Here is a 16,215-nt window from a genome sequence, read left to right as displayed (position 1 = left end):
TGTATCCTTCATCTGCCGTCCTTTCGCGCAGTCGTTTCTTCCAACGACCATTCTGGCACATTGCGATGCCGTGCGGGGAGGACGGCAACCACCCCATCTCGAAGGCCACGGCCTGGCGAATGTCACCGCCAAAACGCACCCGCATGAAACGTTTGTCCCGTGACAGGATGATGTTTTCGGGGTGGCTTCCGATCATCTCGACAAGGATGCGCTGGAACTGGATGGCCCGCATTGCCTGATAGGTCCGGTACGAGAGCGGACAGGCCCAGTCGGGGCGGGGAGAGACGTGCTGCTCCAGCAGGGAAAGCAGGATGCGTGAGGAGATGGCGAAGGCATCCGGAATGGTCTTGCCCGTACCCTGATCCATCTCGATCCGCATGGCGCGGATCTGGGGGAGCATGAGGGTCAGATACTGGCGGTAAAGGGCGGTGCCGATCTCCTTTTGCAGGCGGCGGGGGCTTTCCGTCTGGAGCGCACGACTGTCGGGCAGCGAGGCATCGATATGGCAGGTCACCATCCGCTTGGTGAGATCGGCGGAAATGCTGGTGACATCCTTGTTGGTGGTCAGGACAATCGGGGCATAGCGTTCGGCCATGTCATGATCGGTACGGACCATGTCCGGCACGTATTTGCCCATCCGGTCAGGCGTGACATCGTCGATCAGCAATGGAATGGCCCCCAGCCCGAAGCGCAGGGCCAGCGCACGTTGTGCGGTAAAGTCCGATGAGCGGATGCTCTTGACGATCCCGAACATGGACTGGGCGATGATCCGCGTGAACAGGGTCTTGCCCCCGCTGGAGCGGCCATACAGCACGGCATAGGGAGGATAGAGCCACGGGTCGATATGGTTGATGACGGCTCCCTGCCGCAGGAAAGCGGCAAAGGGAGCCATATAGAGCCAGACCAGAAAAGCCCAGTAGGACGCCATGGCGCTCTGGCTGTTGCCATAAAACGCCGCGAAGCTGCTGATATAGGCGACCAGCATGCGCGCATCCCGCGCGACCTGCGCGGCTGGTATGGTCTCCTTTTCCGACAGCCATAACCGGTCATTCAGATGGACTTCGCCCGTCCGGACCGACAGGGTCGCGTGTGGGATGTCATCTGCCGGACGATCCGGTGCAGGCAGGTTGTTGCGGGCCTGCAGGAAGGTCGAGACCGTCCGGGGCGTGACAAGGGCCATGCCCTTGCGGTTCATGGGCAGGGGCACGGTTTCCAGTTCCTGCCGCAGGCGTTGTGCCATGCGCAGGGCCGTGGCGGAAAAGCCGTCCGGCATGGGGATGCCGCCCTGTTCGACATGCGCAAGCCCGGCCCGGATGGCCCGGACGATGGGCACGTCCTCATAGGGGATCGGGTCCGTTCGAATATCCGCCTGCCCTGTTTTCGCAGTCGGAGAAACGCCGATCAGGATTTCATCTTCAACCGGCACGCTCTGTTTGTAATCGCGTTGGTAATAGTCTTCGAACACGTGCCATGCGGTTGGGTCATCAAAGGTGATGATCACTTCGTGCTGGCGGGCATGGAAGGCGGACAGGCTGAGATTGGCGGACCCCGTCACCACCCGGTGGCCATCGGGGCCGGACAGAAGGTAGAGTTTTTCATGACTGGGGCGGCCGGTCATCAGCCGGAAGCGTAGCGTGCCATCATGCAGGCGCGGCAGGAAGAGGCTGCTGCGTGACCCGAGAAGCTGGCGCAGGCCTTCCATAAGGGATTTCTGGTCAGCCAGGCAGTCCCGGAACCCGTAGTCTTCAAAAACCTGGCTGGCCTGGACAAGGGCCAGGTGGGTTTTGGTCAGGATATGCTCGGCGCCGAAGATGATTTCCATGTCTTCGAACTGTTCGGCAAGGTCGAGCAGGAATTCCAGAGAACTGGAAAAGGTAATGGCCCGAAGCGTGGAAAAACCTGCGAACACGTCCTGCCAGTTCTGCTGGGCATGCGCGTCCAGTCGGGCCTGAAAGACAGTCAGGGGGGCAGGCTGTCGTGAGGGCAGGTTTGAAAGCAGATCCGTCATGCGGGGCTCCGGCAGGCATGAAGGGGATGAGACCACCTACGATTGCGCGACTGGGGACCAGCGTGGGATCACGATAGGGAGAAATGTCATTTTTTCGGCGTCAGGTGATGCCTGTTGCCACACGGCGGTTGAGGGCGGTGGATACGTGAAGCATATGCTCATACAGAGTAGATTTCGATAGAACGGGAAAGAACGGAATTCGCATGAAAGGAAGCCATGCACAGGCTTCCTTTCATGCCGATCAGGTGACGCTATGTCTGCGGCCATGAAAAATCGGCATGGGCACCCATGGCCTGGAAAAACCATGCCGGGTCACGGTCCGGCATGCTCTCCTGCTGTTTCCTGAAAGCCGTCTTGTTCGTTCGAATGAAAAAATCATTGAGGTCTGCATCGATCAGTCCCTCATCCTGGAAGGCATGACAGATCTCCCGGGCATAGAGAACCGGGCAGACCACCAGAATATCGTCGTCATGTGTCACGGTCCGAAAGAGCGCCTGGAAGTCGCCGTTGCGGAACATGGTCAGTGTGACCTGTTGCTGATGTCTGGTCAGGCGTGACAGGGCCAGAAAATCGCTGATTGCGACCCAGGGTAGATCAGGCCGCCCGGACGGTGGCGCGAAGAAGCGCAGGGGCAGGTTCCTGAAGTCGGCCGCATGCAGGAAAGCAGGAGCGGGTTGAAGCATGGAATCTTTCTCACGATCATGCCGGCCAGAAGCAGCCGGATCGCGAAAGGCTGGATGACCGTCATGCGACCAGGCATAAAAAAACATCTCCAGTCGAATTATCTTCAGCAGCGGGATCCAAGCGGGTGGGGGCTTCCCAAGGAGCACTTATTAATGGCCCCTTTTCCATGCTGCCCGCACCAACGGTGCAATGGTGTATGAAGAACCTATGTCAGGTCGGGTCCAATGTAGTCCCGAATGCGGTGTCAGTCAGGTACCAGAACGGGGCCGAGACAGTGCCAAGAGGGGGGTATGCAGTGGCTAGACAGAAGGAGATTGACCGCCATGAGCAGAAAAACAGGTCCATGCCCTCGCTGCACAGTGACGAAGCGGCCGAGGATTTCGTCGCGACCGCCGATCTGACCCGATATGACCTGTCCGGTTTCAAGCCCATGCGCTTTGAGATCGAACCCAAGGCGGCTGCCCTCAACATGCGCCTGCCGGCGTCCCTGCTGGACGCCGTGAAAGCCAGGGCGAAGGCAAAGGGCATCCCATACACACGCTATGTGCGGATGCTGCTGGAGACCGATGTCGCACAGGCGCGGTAAAGCGTATTCAGACCAGAACAGAGGAGATCGGGCGATGTAGGTACGCCCGGGAATCACTCCGTGCGTCATGGAGGGGAAGTTCCCATGTCTGCACGCAAATACTCATAAATGACCCGGATACCTATCCTTGACGCACTGATGGAACGACTGTTTCACGACCCAACGGCTACCCTTGCGACGACCCATGGACATACTCGAAACCGACATTGCTCCTACCCATACGTAGCTGGTCTTCATACACCATTGCACCGTTGGTGCGGGCATGCCCAAAGGGCTTGGAAAACCCGAGCCCCTTCAGCTAAAGGGTAGACCGATGCGGCTGGGGTCTGGGGATGGCCTCGCGCACCGTCAGCATCAGCCAGTAGGCGGCGGTGTGCAACACGAGGCGGACCTGATTTGCGCGAGACGAGCGACAGCCTGTCCGGTCTGAGGCCAGTTGCCCCTTGTGCAGCCTGATCAGGTTTCCCACCTGTCCCCGGGCGCAGTAGAGGGTGTCGTAAAGCCATCCGGCATTCCCGCCACGCAGGTTGGTGACGACACAGCGTATATCTGTGCCCGTTCTATGTACCGATCCCTACCCTGGTCATAATAAAAATACCCATCCTGTTGGGTTTTGTGGTAGGATGTGACCATGCCAACAGTTCACCGAGTGGGCCGCTTCAGGTTCATGATCTATGCAAATGACCATGATCCGGCCCATGTCCATGTGTTCTGTGATGGCCGTGAAATCATCATCAACCTTGGGGAAACCAAGGCAACGGTCCGGGAGATTGCCCCCGGCGTGAAGCGAGCAGACGTACGCGAGGCGTTCAGGATCGCGGTGGAACAACGCGAAGCCCTATTGGCCGCATGGAGGACGATTGATGCGCAACGATCATGACATCGAAAAGCAGATGGATGCCGCTTATGAACGTGGTCGCATTCGGCGCGAGACGGTGCCCCAGGCGATTGCTGCTGGGTACGATGCCACGACAGGGCGCGTAACCGTTGAGCTGTCCAATGGCACCCGCTTTGAATTCCCTGCCTCACAGGCTCAGGGCCTTGAGAGAGCAACGCCAGAGCAACTGGCTCAGGTAGAAATCATGGGAGGCTACGGCCTGCACTGGGAGGCACTGGATGCTGACCTACTGGTGCCGGAACTGATGGCGGGCCTGTTTGGGTCCCGTGCTTACATGGCGGCAAAGGCAGGCCGACAGGCATCGCCAGCAAAAGCCGCAGCGGCACGTCGAAATGGTGTCAAAGGCGGCCGACCAAGAAAGGTCGCATAACTCACATATTGAGGTAATAATGAATTATTTTTTTAAAATACCACACAATTAAAATGTATCAATACAAGACCAAAGTTCACCGACACCAAAAAAATAGCAAAAAGTACTAAAAGATATATAAATAACGAATGTAGACATTTAAAATTTCATTATGTAAGATTTAAAAAATACTCTTATGCATTTTGGACCTGTAACGGTTTTGTGCCGGTCCTGAGGTAAATAGGAGCAGTCCCATGACTCATGACATTCCTGTTATCGACATTGCCCCCCTGCGCCAGGGTAACGGTGCGGAGCGGGAGGCCGTGGCCAGCGCCATCGGCAGGGCCTGCCGCGAGACCGGCTTTTTCTACATTACCGGCCATGGCGTATCTCCCGATACGATAGCAAAGCTCTTCGAGGCCTCGCACACGTTCTTCACCCAGCCCGCCGCCGCCAAGGAAGCCGTGGCCATGAGCCGCGTGGGCCAGAACCGGGGCTATGTGGGGCTGGGGGTCGAACGGCTTGATACGACTTCCCTGCCCGACCGCAAGGAAGCCTTCAACATCAGCCCTAACCAGCCCGGTGGCCAGGACGCATGGCCTGCTCTACCGGGATGGCAGGATCTGATGATGGCATATTTCGCCACCTGCCTCGATATCGGCGCGGCACTGCATCGCGGTTTTGCCCGTGACCTTGGGATGGATGAGGATTTCTTTGCCGATAAATTCAGGCACCCCATGGCCACGCTACGCCTGCTGCGCTATCCGCCCGCGCAACCGGCCAGCACGGCACCGGGGGCAGGTGCCCATACCGATTACGGCAATGTCACGATCCTTGCGGTTAATGGCGTATCGGGCCTGCAGGTACGTCCGCGCGGTAGCGACTGGACGGACGCCCCGCTGATTCCCGGCACGTTCATCTGCAATATCGGTGACTGCCTGATGCGGTGGAGCAATGATGTGTATGTCTCGACCCCGCATCGGGTATTGCGCCCTGCAGGCGAGCGGTATTCGATCGCCTTCTTCCTCGATCCCGATGCGGATGCATTGGTCGAGCCGATCGTAACCCGTTCCGGCGAGCATGCGCATTATCCGCCTGTCACCGGGCATGACTACCTGCAGGAAAGACTGCAAGCGACATACGGGCACAAAAACCAGCGCCACTGAGGCAGAAGGCTTCCATCGTGCGGGTGGGTGGTCCGTGGGATGCGATCAGGAATGGTCTGTCGTAAGGCTGGCAGACTGGTCTGTGGAGGTGGGCCAGTGACTCTTTTTTCCTGTCCGACCGTTGTGAGGTGCCGGGACTGGAGAAAGGCGTAGGCCATGGACAGACATATTAAAGGGGGGTCCGATTAGCGACACTGAAAATGGCGGTTTTCCAATGATTTTCCATAATCATGAGGATAAAAACGAAGGGCCAGGATCCAGAAAACCGAAAGCTGCCCTGGCGCCAGGCGCAGCGGTCCTTGTCACCGGCCTGCGATAATAGGCCGTCACATTCACCCTTCTACGGCACTGCGGCCGCCTTATTGCCCTGGTTCAGGCAGGGGAAGGGGATGATCGGTACCGAGGCTGGCCGCCCATGCCTTCACCGCTTCACCACTGATGAACAATCCGGCATCAGCCTCGGCCAGTGCCCGGCGTGTCGCTTCGTTCTTTTCGGCTTCCCGATCGGAATGACCTGTTTCCATGATGGTGTTCCTCCCGGACCAGATCATCAGGCCCGTTCCGGTCTGTGTCCACGTGTTTCTGGTGACCGCAGCGCCCGAGAACCCTGTGCGTCATCGACAATGTCCATGTTCGATGGGATCAGGACGTTTCGCTGAAGCAGGGGAAGGGAGGGATATGAGTTTTCCGGCCACAGGAAACCCGCAGATAATTATTACCTTATCGTTACATAAGGTGGGCACAGATATACGCTCGCTCACCGCAATCATGGATGCCCGCCAGTGCGGAGAGATCACAGCCGATGAAATGATCGCCCAGATCCGGCTGATATCTCAACAGGAAGACTGAGTTTTTCTTGCTTCGGCAGAGAACATTGGGAGCCTGTGGTAGAATCCTGTCATCGGGAATTGAGTTAATCCGTTGCAGGAATGCGGGCTTGAAAAATCATACTGTTGTAACTACAATTCCGTAACTACTGGAGCGGATTGTGACCATATGGGTATGGGATCCTGAAAAGGATTCAAAAAACAGGGAGAAGCATAAGCTGCCTCTGGAAACCGGCAGGTTTGTTCTCGACGGCGATCCGCTCGCATTGTCTGTCCCTGATCCCCATCCAGATGGGGACAGGTGGCGAACCATAGGGAAGATACGGGGCATCACAACTCTCTTCGTCGTTCATACAGAACCCGTGGAAGACGAGGAGGATGGCGAAGAATACGGTCGTATTATCAGCGTAAGAAAGGCAACTGCCCATGAGCGCAAAGCATACGAAAATGGACTCTGAACTGCTTCAGGCGTTACGGGCTGTGGAGGCCATGCCTGACAATCAGATTGTGACGGATGATGAAGCCCCAGAAATTCGTGACTGGTCACATGCGGAACGGGGGCGCTTCTATCGACCCCGTAAAGTGCAGAAAACCGTGCGGTTTGACGCTGATGTCGTGGCTTTCTTCGAGAAGGACGGGCCTGGCTATCAGACACGTATGAATGATGCGCTGCGTGAAATTATGAATCGCGCCTTACGTAAGGCGCCCACGAAAACAGACGCGGGATCTGCACGATCTTCACGGCGCGGGAAGACGGTACACGCATAAGAGTGGCTCTGACCTTTCTTTGCCCACTTTCCTGCACGAGAAGGAGATCGACCACCATGAGCAGCAAAAACAGGTCCATGCCCTCGCTGCACAGTGACAAAGCGGCCGAGGATTTCGTCGTAACCACCGATCTGATCCGGTATGACCTGACGGATAGCCGTGACCAATGTACGCCTCGTTACCTTCCTGCGGTGTGCGAGAGCGTCCCCCTTATTGCCCGGGTTGTGGCAGGGGGAGCGGGTTATCCGTGCCGAGGCTGGCGGCCCATGCCTTCATGTCCCGTTTCTCCCGGTCTGGACCTTCAGGCCAGTTTCGGCCTGCGTCCGCGTTTCTTCTCTGGCAGGCGTGTGACCGGCACCCCAGTTCCTGATGTTTCCGAAGGGGCCGGTGTCGCCTTGATGACCCGCCCTAGTCCAATCTCCTGTGCCAGGGCAGAGCGTCGGGCTGCGTAGGATGGGGCGGTCATCGGGTAGCTTTCCGGCAGGTCCCATTTTTCCCGATACTGCTCGGGTGTCATGCCATAGACAGTACGAAGATGGCGCTTGAGCATCTTCATTTTTTTTCCGTCCTCCAGACAGACAATGTAGTCTGGAAACACGGATTTCTTCACAGATACGGCTGGCACCAGATCCGGTGTTTCGGTCATCGCCTGTCCCAGACTTCCGAGCGCCTGAAACACCGTTGCGATGAGGCCTGGCAGGGTATCCGCCGGAACCGTATTGCTGCTGACATAGGCAGCGACAATCCGGGTCGTAAGCTCCCGCAGCGTGTCAGCTTCGGATGATCGTGTCTCGTGGTCAGTCATGGTCACGTCTGCCTGTTGTCCTGTCATGTTCCCGGTCCCTGTCGAAGGCATGAAGTCCCGCACGCCTCCAGCGTGTTTTCAGGTCAACCGGAGCAGTATCATTGCTGCCCTGGAGCTGTCCTGCAATATCCAGAAAAGCCCCGAGCAGGGTGGCGCGGTCATCATCTGTCAGATCGACCAGTCCCGCCTTCTGGACCAGGCCGCCCAGTTCGATCAGATGATGAGTGCGTTCCCGTCGCGCCTTCGCCCAGTCGCGCATGTCGGTGCGTGCCTTTCGTGCCTGATGGCGATGGATCAGGGCTTCCTGCTTCCTGATCCGTCTTTCAAGCGCCAGCAGATCCGTTCTGATCGTTTCCGGTTCCTTTCCGGCCGCCCTTTTTTGCGCCAGCCTGAAAGAACGCCGTCCCCCGTTCGGTCCACCTCGCGACGGCTTCGGGTTTGCCGTCTGCCTGTTCGACAGCCGCAAGCAGCACACCGGCCAGCGCCTCGATGGACAGGGTATCGGCTCCCGTCGCCTCGACCAGTTCGCCGAGCTGGATGGTCCGTTGCGCCTTAAGCTGCTTCGCCTTTTCCTGAAGCGCCTTCAGTTCCGCATCAATGTCCCGTGGCCTGCGCATTTCCGGTCCCCTGTCCTGCTGGTCTGTGCCATACTCTACCACACAGGCGAGAACCGCGTCACTCATCCAGACAAATCAACCCTTGTTGTGCAGTAAGATGTGAGTGCGCGCTTATACGTCACTTCGTGACGTGCGCTTGAGTGGTGTGATAGGATCGCGTTTATGGCGATCTATCACCTGCATGCGAAGGTCATCAGCCGCGCCACCGGCCGGAGCGCCGTGGCGGCGGCGGCCTATCGTTCGGCGTCCCGCCTGCATGACGTACGGCTGGATCGCGATCATGACTTTTCCAACAAGAGCGGCGTGGTGCATTCCGAGATCCTACTACCCGATGGCGCGCCGGAACGGTTTCTCGATCGTGCGACCCTATGGAATGAGGTCGAGGCGATCGAGAAGCGCAAGGATGCCCAGCTTGCCCGCGAGGTTGAGTTTTCAATCCCGCGCGAAATGACCCAGGCGCAGGGGATCGCGCTGGCACGGGATTTCGTGCGGGAGCAGTTCGTGGAACGCGGCATGGTGGCCGATCTCAATGTGCATTGGGATATCGGCGAAGACGGACAGGCGAAGCCCCATGCCCATGTGATGCTGTCCACGCGGCGGATCGAAGTCAGAACCGGAGAGGTTGTGCATGGAAGACGAGACGGAATCCCGCATCCTGAACGAGGCGGCGGGGGCGCATACGACTTCGCGTCGGATCCTGGACCTGATGGAGCAGAAAGGGGAGGACGATCCGCTCAAGCTCATGATCCGTCTGCTGACAGAGATCCGGGAGACGCAGCGCGGCATCCTGCTGAAGCTCTCGACGCTGGAGAAGCGCTTGCAGCGGCTGGAAGAACAGCGCGACTGATTGCTGCGGCACGGCTGCGGCATGAAGGTCTGGGGCTGGCGCAGAATCAGCCTTTCATCGGGTTCGGTGCGAAAGAGCGTTCGTGGAATGACAGGGATCTGCTGCTGACGTGGCGGGAGCGGTGGGCGTCGCTCGCCAATGAACGGCTGGCTGAACTGGACCTGGATGTGCGGATCGACCATCGGTCGTTCGCGACACAGGGGATCGACCTTGAGCCGCAGAACAAGATTGGTCCGGTCGGGATGCGTCGGGAAGAGCGGGGCGAGGATGCACAGCGGGTTGCCGACCATCTGGAGATCGCGCGGCGCAATGGCGAAAGGTTGCTGGCCGAGCCGCATGTGGCGCTGGAGGCGCTGACGCGACAGCAGAGCACATTCACCCGCCAGGACCTGGCGCGGTTCGTGGACCGGCATACGGCAGATGCAGAACAGTTCAGTGCTGTCATGGTTCGGGTGGAGGCATGTCCGGAGCTGGTCGCGCTCGGGAAAGACGGGCACGGGCGAGAGCGGTTCTCCACGCGCGCGATGATCGGGGTCGAGCAGCGTCTGGAAGAGGCATCGTTCGCGATGGGGCAGTCCCAGGGTCATGCGGTGCCGCTGGCAGTGCGTCGGGCGGCGATGGCGCGGGATGGGCTTGGGGATGAGCAGGCGCTGGCGGTGGGCGAGGTCACGAAGTCCCGCGACCTGTCTGTGGTGGTCGGTTATGCCGGGACGGGGAAGAGCACCATGCTGGGTGTGGCCCGTGAGGCGTGGGAAGAGGCCGGGTATCGGGTGCGCGGGGCGGCGCTGTCGGGGATCGCGGCGGAAGGTCTGGAAGCGGGGGCCGGGATCGAAAGCCGGACGCTGGCCTCCCTGGAGCGTGCGTGGGAACGTGGGTTTGACCTGCTGGAGCGCGGGGACGTGCTGGTGGTGGACGAGGCTGGCATGGTGGGGTCACGGCAGATGGAGCGGGTGCTGTCGGCCGCGCGCAGTGCTGGGGCCAAGGTGGTGCTGGTAGGTGATCCCGAGCAGTTGCAGGCGATCGAAGCCGGTGGTGCGTTCCGGGCGGTGGCCGAGCGGGTCGGGTCTGTGGAAATCACCGCCGTGCGCCGGCAGCGTGAAGACTGGCAGCAGGGGGCCACGAAAGAGCTTGCAACCGGGCGGACGGATAGGGCGCTGGAGCGCTATGAGGCGGCCGGCCTGGTGTGCGGGCATGACACGCTGGAAGAGGCGCGGGCCGGGGTAGTGGCCGGGTGGGATGAAGCGCGTCAGGCCGCGCCAGAGGAAAGCCAGATCATGCTGGCGCATCGGCGTGTCGATGTGCGGGCGCTGAACGAGGCGGCGCGGGAGATCCGGCGGGACGCGGGTGAACTGGGTGATGATGTGCTGGTGCCGACCGCCCAGGGCGAGCGGGTGTTCGCGGACGGGGAGCGTATCTACTTCCTGCGCAATGACCGGGCGCTGGGGGTGAAGAACGGCACGCTGGGCACGGTGCGGGGCATCACGGGGTCGGTCGAGGCCGGGGATCTCGTGCTGTCGGTGCAGCTCGACGGGCCGGGTGGTGCCGGGACTGGCCGGGTCGTGTCCGTGTCGGTGGCTGATTATGACGCGCTGGATCATGGCTATGCGGCCACCATTCACAAATCGCAGGGTGTGACGGTGGACCGGGCGCATGTGCTGGCGACGGGGAGCCTGGACCGGCACGGGGCCTATGTGGCGCTGTCGCGCCACCGGGAGAGCGTGTCCGTTCATTGGGGCCGGGATGATGTCGGCGACCGGGACGGGCTGGTGCGGCGGCTGTCGCGCGAGCGGCTGAAGGATACCACGCTGGATTACCTGCATGTCCGGGATCGGGATGCCGGGTTTGCGCGACGACGCGAGCTGCATGTCCCCGAGAGCGAGATCGTGGTGGAGCGTGAGAAGGCTGCCTCTGGCCCCCAGAAGGACAGGCAGGCCGAAGCTGTCCGTACGCCAGATCCGGCACCGGCACAGCGGAAGCGTGGGATGTTCGACGGGCTGGACCTGTCCGTGAGGCTTGGTCGTCGCACATCGGAAAAAGACGTGTCGGCCGGGATGAATGCCGGGGCCAGTAAGGGGGAAAGTGGGGTTGAGCGTGAAGCTCCCGCCTCGCCCTTTGCCGGGTTGCGGCTGCCGCGTGTGCAGCGCGCGCAGGTGCCTGCCGGGCTGGGCGGGTTTGTGCCGGGTGGTGATCCGCTCCACCAGGCGGTGGAGCAGTATGCGCGGGCGGTGCGGGACATCGGGCGCATGGTGGAGCAGGACCTGCCGGTGCTGGAGCACCAGAAGAAGGCATGGCTTGATGCCAGCACGGCCCTGGAACGGCTAAGGCCCGGGGCGGTGATCGCTCTGGAAACCGCCGTGAAGCATGAACCGGAGATCCGGCAGGCCCTGTACGGGCTGGAGGGGCCGGCACGGGCGCGCAGGCTGATCGAGGGGCTGGAACACGAGGACAAGGTGCGGCATTCCCCCGAGTTGCGGGCCGCGCGGTTCGTGAAGGCGTGGGACGGGCTGAGCCGCGAGCAGCAGGGTGTGGCGCTCAGGGAACTGAAGCGGGACGCGCAGCTTGAATCCCTCCTGCGGCAGAAGGGACACGAACTGGGCGTCCGGAAGGGATCGACGCTCGATCACGGATTGCAGCCGCAGCGTACGCGCTCGCTGTCGCGCTCCAGGGGGCGGGATATGGATATGGGGATGTAGGAGATTTTGATTTACGTTAACCAGTGACGTCATATATGATGTCACTATGCGCGTTGTTCTTGATACGGATGTTGTTCTTTCGGGATTTATGTCGCCGGATGGAGCGTCCCGGCAGCTTTTGCTGGGGGCCTTGGATGGGAATTTCAGTCTGCTGCTCTCCACGACCCTCCTGGTCGAATACGAGGCGGTGTTGCGTCGCTCTGAAAATCTTTTCCGAATGGGCGTTCAGGGGGATGAAGTTCTGGAGGTTCTTGATGGACTTGCAGGGTGTTGTGTGCCGGTTTCTTTTGATTACAGGTGGCGACCGACAGGTGCGCATGGTGATGATGAACTTGTGGTTGAGACAGCGATCAACGGGAATGCGGATGCGATTGCCACGTTCAATCTGAAAGACATGCAGCGGGCCGTATCACGGTTCGGTATTCCAGCAGTGCGGCCAGGTGTTCTTTTGCGAAGGATGAGAGGATGAGTAGCAGTAAAATCCAGCTTCGGCTTCCGGAAGATATGCGGGAAGCCGCAACGCGTCAGGCGGCGCTTTCAGGTGTCAGCATGAACCTTTTTGTTGCGACGGCTGTCGCGGCCCGGCTGGGTGGGCAGGCAGAAGCGGAACGGTATTTTTCTGCACGGGCGACACGGACCACGCCTGCTCGTGCCAAAGCTCTTCTGGAGCGGATCGGAACAAAGGGGCAGATCAGGGACGATGATCGTCTGGACGTGCCGGAAAACTGAATCTGGATGAGGGGATGTCGGGTTTTTCTGGAAAGATATCGAAATTATATTTATGATATCATTCCAGGAAATGAGGAGTCCTGTCATGTCCTCTGTCGTTATTCGTAATCTTCCGGAAGAGACGCATCGGGCGCTGAAGGCGCAGGCCATGCTGCATGGGCGCAGTACGGAAGCAGAGATCCGGACCATTCTGGAAGCGGCCGTCCGGCCGCCGCAGCGGGTCCGGCTGGGATCGCTTCTGGCGTCCATCGGTCGGGAGGCCGGTGTGTGTGATCAGGATATTGCGGCCTTGCAGACCCGCGATCAGACCCCGGCCGAGCCGATGTCCTTCGAATGATCCTGCTCGATACCAATGTGATCTCGGAGCCGTGGAAGCCCGTCCCGGAGCCGCGTGTTCTGGCCTGGATCGATGGACAGGCGATCGAGACGCTTTTTCTGTCTGCCGTCACGGTGGCGGAACTGCGTTTCGGGATCGGGGCGATGCCGACCGGTCGGCGGCGTTCTGTACTGCATGAGCGGCTGGAACAGGAGGTATTGCCCTTGTTCGCGGGGCGTGTCCTGTCGTTCGATCTGGCGGCGTCCCAGGCCTATGCCGAACTGATGGTGCGGGCCAGGTCAGAAGGTCGGGCGATTGGCAAGGCAGATGGCTATATTGCGGCAACCGCTGCATCCCGGGGTTATGTCGTGGCCAGCCGCGACGTGTCTCCTTTCGAGGCGGCCGGTGTGCGGGTTCTCAATCCGTGGGAGGATACCTGATGTCCTGCGGCATGCTTGAGAGCGGATGATTTAATGTGTATGATTTCTATTGGAGATACACATCATGCGAACAAACATCATCATTGACGATGCCCTCATGACAGATGCGCTGAAGGCGTCTGGCGTCAAAACCAAGAAGGAAGCGGTCGAACTCGGGTTGCGGACGCTGATCAAGCTGAAGCAGCAGCGGGAACTCCGCACCTTGCGGGGAAAGCTCGACTGGCAGGGTGATCTTGATGCCATGCGCTCCGACGCATGATCCTGGTGGATTCATCGGTCTGGATCGATTTTTTTCGGGGGAAGACGACCCCACAGGTTGATCTTCTTGACCAGATGCTGGGGGAAGATCTGGTCAGCATTGGCGATCTGATGATGACCGAGGTCCTGCAGGGTTTCTCAAACGAACGGGATTTCAATCAGGCACAGAGGATGCTGGGTGCCCTGGACCTGGTTGAAATCGGTGGTCGCGATGTGATGGTCGAGGCGGCGCGGTATTTCCGTCATCTACGCGGTCGGGGCATTACGATCCGGAAAACCATTGATACCCTGATTGCGACCCGGTGCATCGTGAGCGGTCATCGCCTGCTCTACAGTGACCGGGACTTTGATCCGTTCGTGGACCATCTGGGGCTGGAACGGGCTGCCTGATCGGGGGGGCAGGCTACCGGGGGAGGTATGTTGTGCAGGAAAAAGAACAAGCCGTGTGTCAGGAGACAGCGCATCTTCTGAGTAGTCCGCGCAATGCGGAAAGATTGCGACGGACTATTCAGAACGCGGCTTCAGACAGTCGGCCCAACAGGCTTACGCTCCTGGCAATGGAAGAAGGGCGAAGGCGGCTGCTTTTCGGAAAGCAGGAAAGGGCCGGAACGCAAGAGGCTGGCCAGGATGATGATCGTCTGGACGTGCCGGAAAACTGAATCTGGATGTGGGGATGGTTCCATCATGAGCGAGACGGATCCGGCAGCCCGTGCCTTTGAGGATCTGTGCGCCGAAATGACGGTGCTCCGGCGCAGCGTGGAAGCGCTGCCCCAGGCATGGCGGGACAACCGGCCGCCTGACTACACGCCGGACCTGGCCAGACTGGTCAAGGCCCTGAACGACGTGAGCGCGCGCATGAAGGCGATCGAGGCCAGTCCGACGCTGAAGATGACACCGCAGGCCTACGGGCAGGGGGTACGCCAGGCAGGGCTTTCTGTTAGTCAGGACATGCAGGCCGCCTTTCATACCGCGATCCGTGCGGTTCAGGTGGAGCGGCAGCAACTGACCGACATTGTCGGGCAGGCGCGCACCCGGGACCGGCAAAGCTGGTGGGTGTTGAAGGTAGGGCTGGCCTGTCTGGTTGCAGGGATCGGGTTGTCTCCTGTTCTGGCGTATCTCTTGCCATCTTCTGTCGGGACGCGAGTGGCATCTTTTATTGTTGGGGAGAAAGATCGCTGGAACTCTGGGGCCATGATGATGGCGGTCAGCAATCCTGAAGGCTGGCAACGTGTACGTGAGGACAGCCAGCTGGTTGAGGTCAACAGAGACAGGATTGCAGCTTGCCAGAAAGTGGCCTCAGGTCAGGAAAAAACTCAGAAATCTTGTGTCATCATTGTTCCGTCAGAGCAGGAATAGTCTGTGGAGAGATATGAAGCCGAAATAGAAAGTGACATGTCAAAGAAACCGGATTTCTTTGACGGATCATTCTGACGTGTTAGAAAAAACGCATATTGCTACCACGTCAGGATGTCATGTTAACGTCAACCTACCCTATTCGGCCTTTACCGCCTCAGACGGAGATAGAAACGGTTCCGGTTCTCAGGGCGCTGGTCGAGGCCAACCGGGCTTTGGCGGAGTTGAAGGGGCGGGCGGCAACCATTCCCAATCAGGGGATACTGATTGATACGCTGGCTTTGCAGGAAGCCAAGGCGTCCTCGGAAATCGAGAATATCGTCACCACCCAGGATGAGCTCTTTCAGGCGGATCTGTTTCCCGAGGGGCCGGACTCAGTGGCGGCCAAGGAAGTCGCCCTCTATCGTGATGCCTTACATCTGGGATTTCGGCAGCTGAAGGAAACCGATGGCCTAGTCCTGAACAAGAGGCTGATCGCGATTTTCCAGATGCTCAAGAAGCGGGAGGATGGGTTTCGAAATACCCCTGGAACAGCCCTGAAGAACGAGCGCACGAGGGAAGTGGTCTTTGTGCCGCCGCAGGACGGGCGGGAGATTATCGGGCATATGTCGGATCTGGAGCGGTTCGTGAATGATGACGGGCTCTGTGACCTGGATCCACTTGTTGATTTTCACTGAGAACTGTCAATCGGCACTCAAAAATAACCCCTGATCGGCATGCAATATTAACCCCCTGTTGAAGGGCCGGCCTGTCTCCTGAAGCCGTAGGCGTAAGGAGACAGGCCGGGGCAGGTATGGATCTGGAGAGAGGTTCAGTTACGGTTCCTGAACCGCCAGCTTTCGTTCCCTGTCTCGATGATGTCGCAGTGATG

Annotated in this window: 22 protein-coding genes and 1 pseudogene; 16 read left to right on the top strand and 7 right to left on the bottom strand. The window is 59.5% G+C overall.

The features are described from left to right. On the bottom strand, nucleotides 1–2,008 hold a 2,008-nt coding region (locus CFR71_RS16620; RefSeq protein WP_239020427.1), incomplete at its 3' end, for a phospholipase D family protein. 251 nt (nucleotides 2,009–2,259) lie between these two features. After that, nucleotides 2,260–2,778 (bottom strand): hypothetical protein, encoded by a 519-nt coding sequence (locus tag CFR71_RS13865; RefSeq protein WP_110531939.1) that lies wholly within the window; start codon nucleotides 2,776–2,778, stop codon nucleotides 2,260–2,262. A gap of 209 nt (nucleotides 2,779–2,987) precedes the next feature. Between CFR71_RS13865 and CFR71_RS13860 the strand changes: the two genes are divergently transcribed. Beyond that, nucleotides 2,988–3,278: a BrnA antitoxin family protein gene (locus tag CFR71_RS13860; protein WP_239020426.1), complete on the top strand. Its 291-nt coding sequence runs from the start codon at nucleotides 2,988–2,990 to the stop codon at nucleotides 3,276–3,278. Between the two features lie 325 nt (nucleotides 3,279–3,603). On the opposite strand, the pseudogene CFR71_RS13855 reads toward CFR71_RS13860, so the two are convergent. Next, nucleotides 3,604–3,834 (bottom strand): annotated as a pseudogene (locus CFR71_RS13855) (transposase); the annotation flags it as partial. A gap of 75 nt (nucleotides 3,835–3,909) precedes the next feature. On the opposite strand from CFR71_RS13855, the gene CFR71_RS13850 reads away from it, so the two are divergent. The 3 genes from CFR71_RS13850 (at nucleotide 3,910) to CFR71_RS13840 (ending at nucleotide 5,691) form a co-directional block, all read left to right on the top strand. Then, nucleotides 3,910–4,158, top strand: a complete 249-nt coding sequence (locus tag CFR71_RS13850) for a DUF4160 domain-containing protein (RefSeq protein WP_238322067.1) — start codon at nucleotides 3,910–3,912, stop codon at nucleotides 4,156–4,158. Continuing rightward, entirely contained in the window at nucleotides 4,142–4,546 is a 405-nt protein-coding gene (locus CFR71_RS13845) for a DUF2442 domain-containing protein (protein ID WP_007396285.1), read from the top strand. Before CFR71_RS13850 ends, CFR71_RS13845 begins: the two co-directional genes overlap by 17 nt. Nucleotides 4,547–4,779: 233 nt before the next feature. After that, nucleotides 4,780–5,691, top strand: coding sequence for an isopenicillin N synthase family dioxygenase (locus tag CFR71_RS13840; protein WP_110531937.1), 912 nt, complete (start codon nucleotides 4,780–4,782; stop codon nucleotides 5,689–5,691). 359 nt (nucleotides 5,692–6,050) lie between these two features. Here CFR71_RS13840 and CFR71_RS16615 read toward each other — a convergent pair whose 3' ends face one another. Beyond that, nucleotides 6,051–6,215: a hypothetical protein gene (locus CFR71_RS16615; protein WP_162838769.1), complete on the bottom strand. Its 165-nt coding sequence runs from the start codon at nucleotides 6,213–6,215 to the stop codon at nucleotides 6,051–6,053. On the opposite strand from CFR71_RS16615, the gene CFR71_RS16285 reads away from it, so the two are divergent. From CFR71_RS16285 to CFR71_RS13825, 3 genes are all read left to right on the top strand, one after another. After that, complete coding sequence (locus CFR71_RS16285; RefSeq protein WP_133251168.1) at nucleotides 6,214–6,540, top strand: hypothetical protein; 327 nt, start codon at nucleotides 6,214–6,216, stop codon at nucleotides 6,538–6,540. The two genes, CFR71_RS16615 and CFR71_RS16285, sit on opposite strands and share 2 nt — an antisense overlap. A 139-nt stretch (nucleotides 6,541–6,679) precedes the next feature. Beyond that, entirely contained in the window at nucleotides 6,680–6,976 is a 297-nt protein-coding gene (locus CFR71_RS13830; protein WP_010518357.1) for a BrnT family toxin, read from the top strand. After that, complete coding sequence (locus CFR71_RS13825; protein ID WP_007396313.1) at nucleotides 6,945–7,286, top strand: BrnA antitoxin family protein; 342 nt, start codon at nucleotides 6,945–6,947, stop codon at nucleotides 7,284–7,286. Before CFR71_RS13830 ends, CFR71_RS13825 begins: the two co-directional genes overlap by 32 nt. Nucleotides 7,287–7,587: 301 nt before the next feature. Here CFR71_RS13825 and CFR71_RS13820 read toward each other — a convergent pair whose 3' ends face one another. The 3 genes from CFR71_RS13820 to CFR71_RS13810 all read right to left on the bottom strand — a co-directional run bounded on the left by CFR71_RS13820 (nucleotide 7,588) and on the right by CFR71_RS13810 (nucleotide 8,774). Further along, nucleotides 7,588–8,091, bottom strand: coding sequence for a MucR family transcriptional regulator (locus tag CFR71_RS13820; protein ID WP_110531935.1), 504 nt, complete (start codon nucleotides 8,089–8,091; stop codon nucleotides 7,588–7,590). Beyond that, the gene (locus CFR71_RS13815; RefSeq protein ID WP_034926726.1) at nucleotides 8,084–8,350 is read right to left on the bottom strand and encodes a conjugal transfer protein TraD; all 267 of its coding nucleotides are present in this window, start codon (nucleotides 8,348–8,350) and stop codon (nucleotides 8,084–8,086) included. Before CFR71_RS13815 ends, CFR71_RS13820 begins: the two co-directional genes overlap by 8 nt. A 64-nt stretch (nucleotides 8,351–8,414) precedes the next feature. Then, nucleotides 8,415–8,774 (bottom strand): conjugal transfer protein TraD, encoded by a 360-nt coding sequence (locus CFR71_RS13810; protein ID WP_207781398.1) that lies wholly within the window; start codon nucleotides 8,772–8,774, stop codon nucleotides 8,415–8,417. Nucleotides 8,775–8,870: 96 nt separating this feature from the next. Between CFR71_RS13810 and traA the strand changes: the two genes are divergently transcribed. The 9 genes from traA (at nucleotide 8,871) to CFR71_RS13765 (ending at nucleotide 16,021) form a co-directional block, all read left to right on the top strand. After that, nucleotides 8,871–12,248, top strand: coding sequence for a Ti-type conjugative transfer relaxase TraA (traA, locus tag CFR71_RS13805; RefSeq protein WP_110531931.1), 3,378 nt, complete (start codon nucleotides 8,871–8,873; stop codon nucleotides 12,246–12,248). A 46-nt stretch (nucleotides 12,249–12,294) separates the two neighbouring features. After that, the gene (locus CFR71_RS13800) at nucleotides 12,295–12,717 is read left to right on the top strand and encodes a putative toxin-antitoxin system toxin component, PIN family (RefSeq protein ID WP_007396294.1); all 423 of its coding nucleotides are present in this window, start codon (nucleotides 12,295–12,297) and stop codon (nucleotides 12,715–12,717) included. Further along, a complete protein-coding gene (locus CFR71_RS13795) occupies nucleotides 12,714–12,977 on the top strand; it encodes a toxin-antitoxin system HicB family antitoxin (protein ID WP_007396295.1) in 264 nt (87 codons plus the stop codon). The genes CFR71_RS13800 and CFR71_RS13795 overlap by 4 nt, the downstream gene beginning before the upstream one ends. A gap of 85 nt (nucleotides 12,978–13,062) precedes the next feature. Continuing rightward, entirely contained in the window at nucleotides 13,063–13,314 is a 252-nt protein-coding gene (locus CFR71_RS13790; RefSeq protein WP_010512463.1) for a FitA-like ribbon-helix-helix domain-containing protein, read from the top strand. After that, a complete protein-coding gene (locus CFR71_RS13785; protein WP_110531928.1) occupies nucleotides 13,311–13,733 on the top strand; it encodes a type II toxin-antitoxin system VapC family toxin in 423 nt (140 codons plus the stop codon). The genes CFR71_RS13790 and CFR71_RS13785 overlap by 4 nt, the downstream gene beginning before the upstream one ends. A 64-nt stretch (nucleotides 13,734–13,797) precedes the next feature. Continuing rightward, entirely contained in the window at nucleotides 13,798–13,992 is a 195-nt protein-coding gene (locus tag CFR71_RS13780; protein WP_026018878.1) for a type II toxin-antitoxin system VapB family antitoxin, read from the top strand. Then, nucleotides 13,989–14,381 carry a type II toxin-antitoxin system VapC family toxin gene (gene vapC, locus CFR71_RS13775; RefSeq protein WP_019087316.1) on the top strand — a complete coding sequence of 131 codons (393 nt, stop codon included), beginning with the start codon at nucleotides 13,989–13,991 and terminating at the stop codon, nucleotides 14,379–14,381. Before CFR71_RS13780 ends, vapC begins: the two co-directional genes overlap by 4 nt. A gap of 294 nt (nucleotides 14,382–14,675) precedes the next feature. Beyond that, entirely contained in the window at nucleotides 14,676–15,347 is a 672-nt protein-coding gene (locus CFR71_RS13770) for a DUF6118 family protein (protein WP_026018877.1), read from the top strand. A 116-nt stretch (nucleotides 15,348–15,463) separates the two neighbouring features. Next, nucleotides 15,464–16,021: a Fic/DOC family N-terminal domain-containing protein gene (locus tag CFR71_RS13765; protein ID WP_239020425.1), complete on the top strand. Its 558-nt coding sequence runs from the start codon at nucleotides 15,464–15,466 to the stop codon at nucleotides 16,019–16,021. Nucleotides 16,022–16,215: the final 194 nt, after the last annotated feature.

It is taken from the genome of Novacetimonas pomaceti (assembly GCF_003207955.1).
GTDB lineage: Bacteria > Pseudomonadota > Alphaproteobacteria > Acetobacterales > Acetobacteraceae > Novacetimonas > Novacetimonas pomaceti.
Note: the sequence above shows the minus strand (reverse complement) of the source record. Positions and strands in the feature narration are given on the sequence as shown.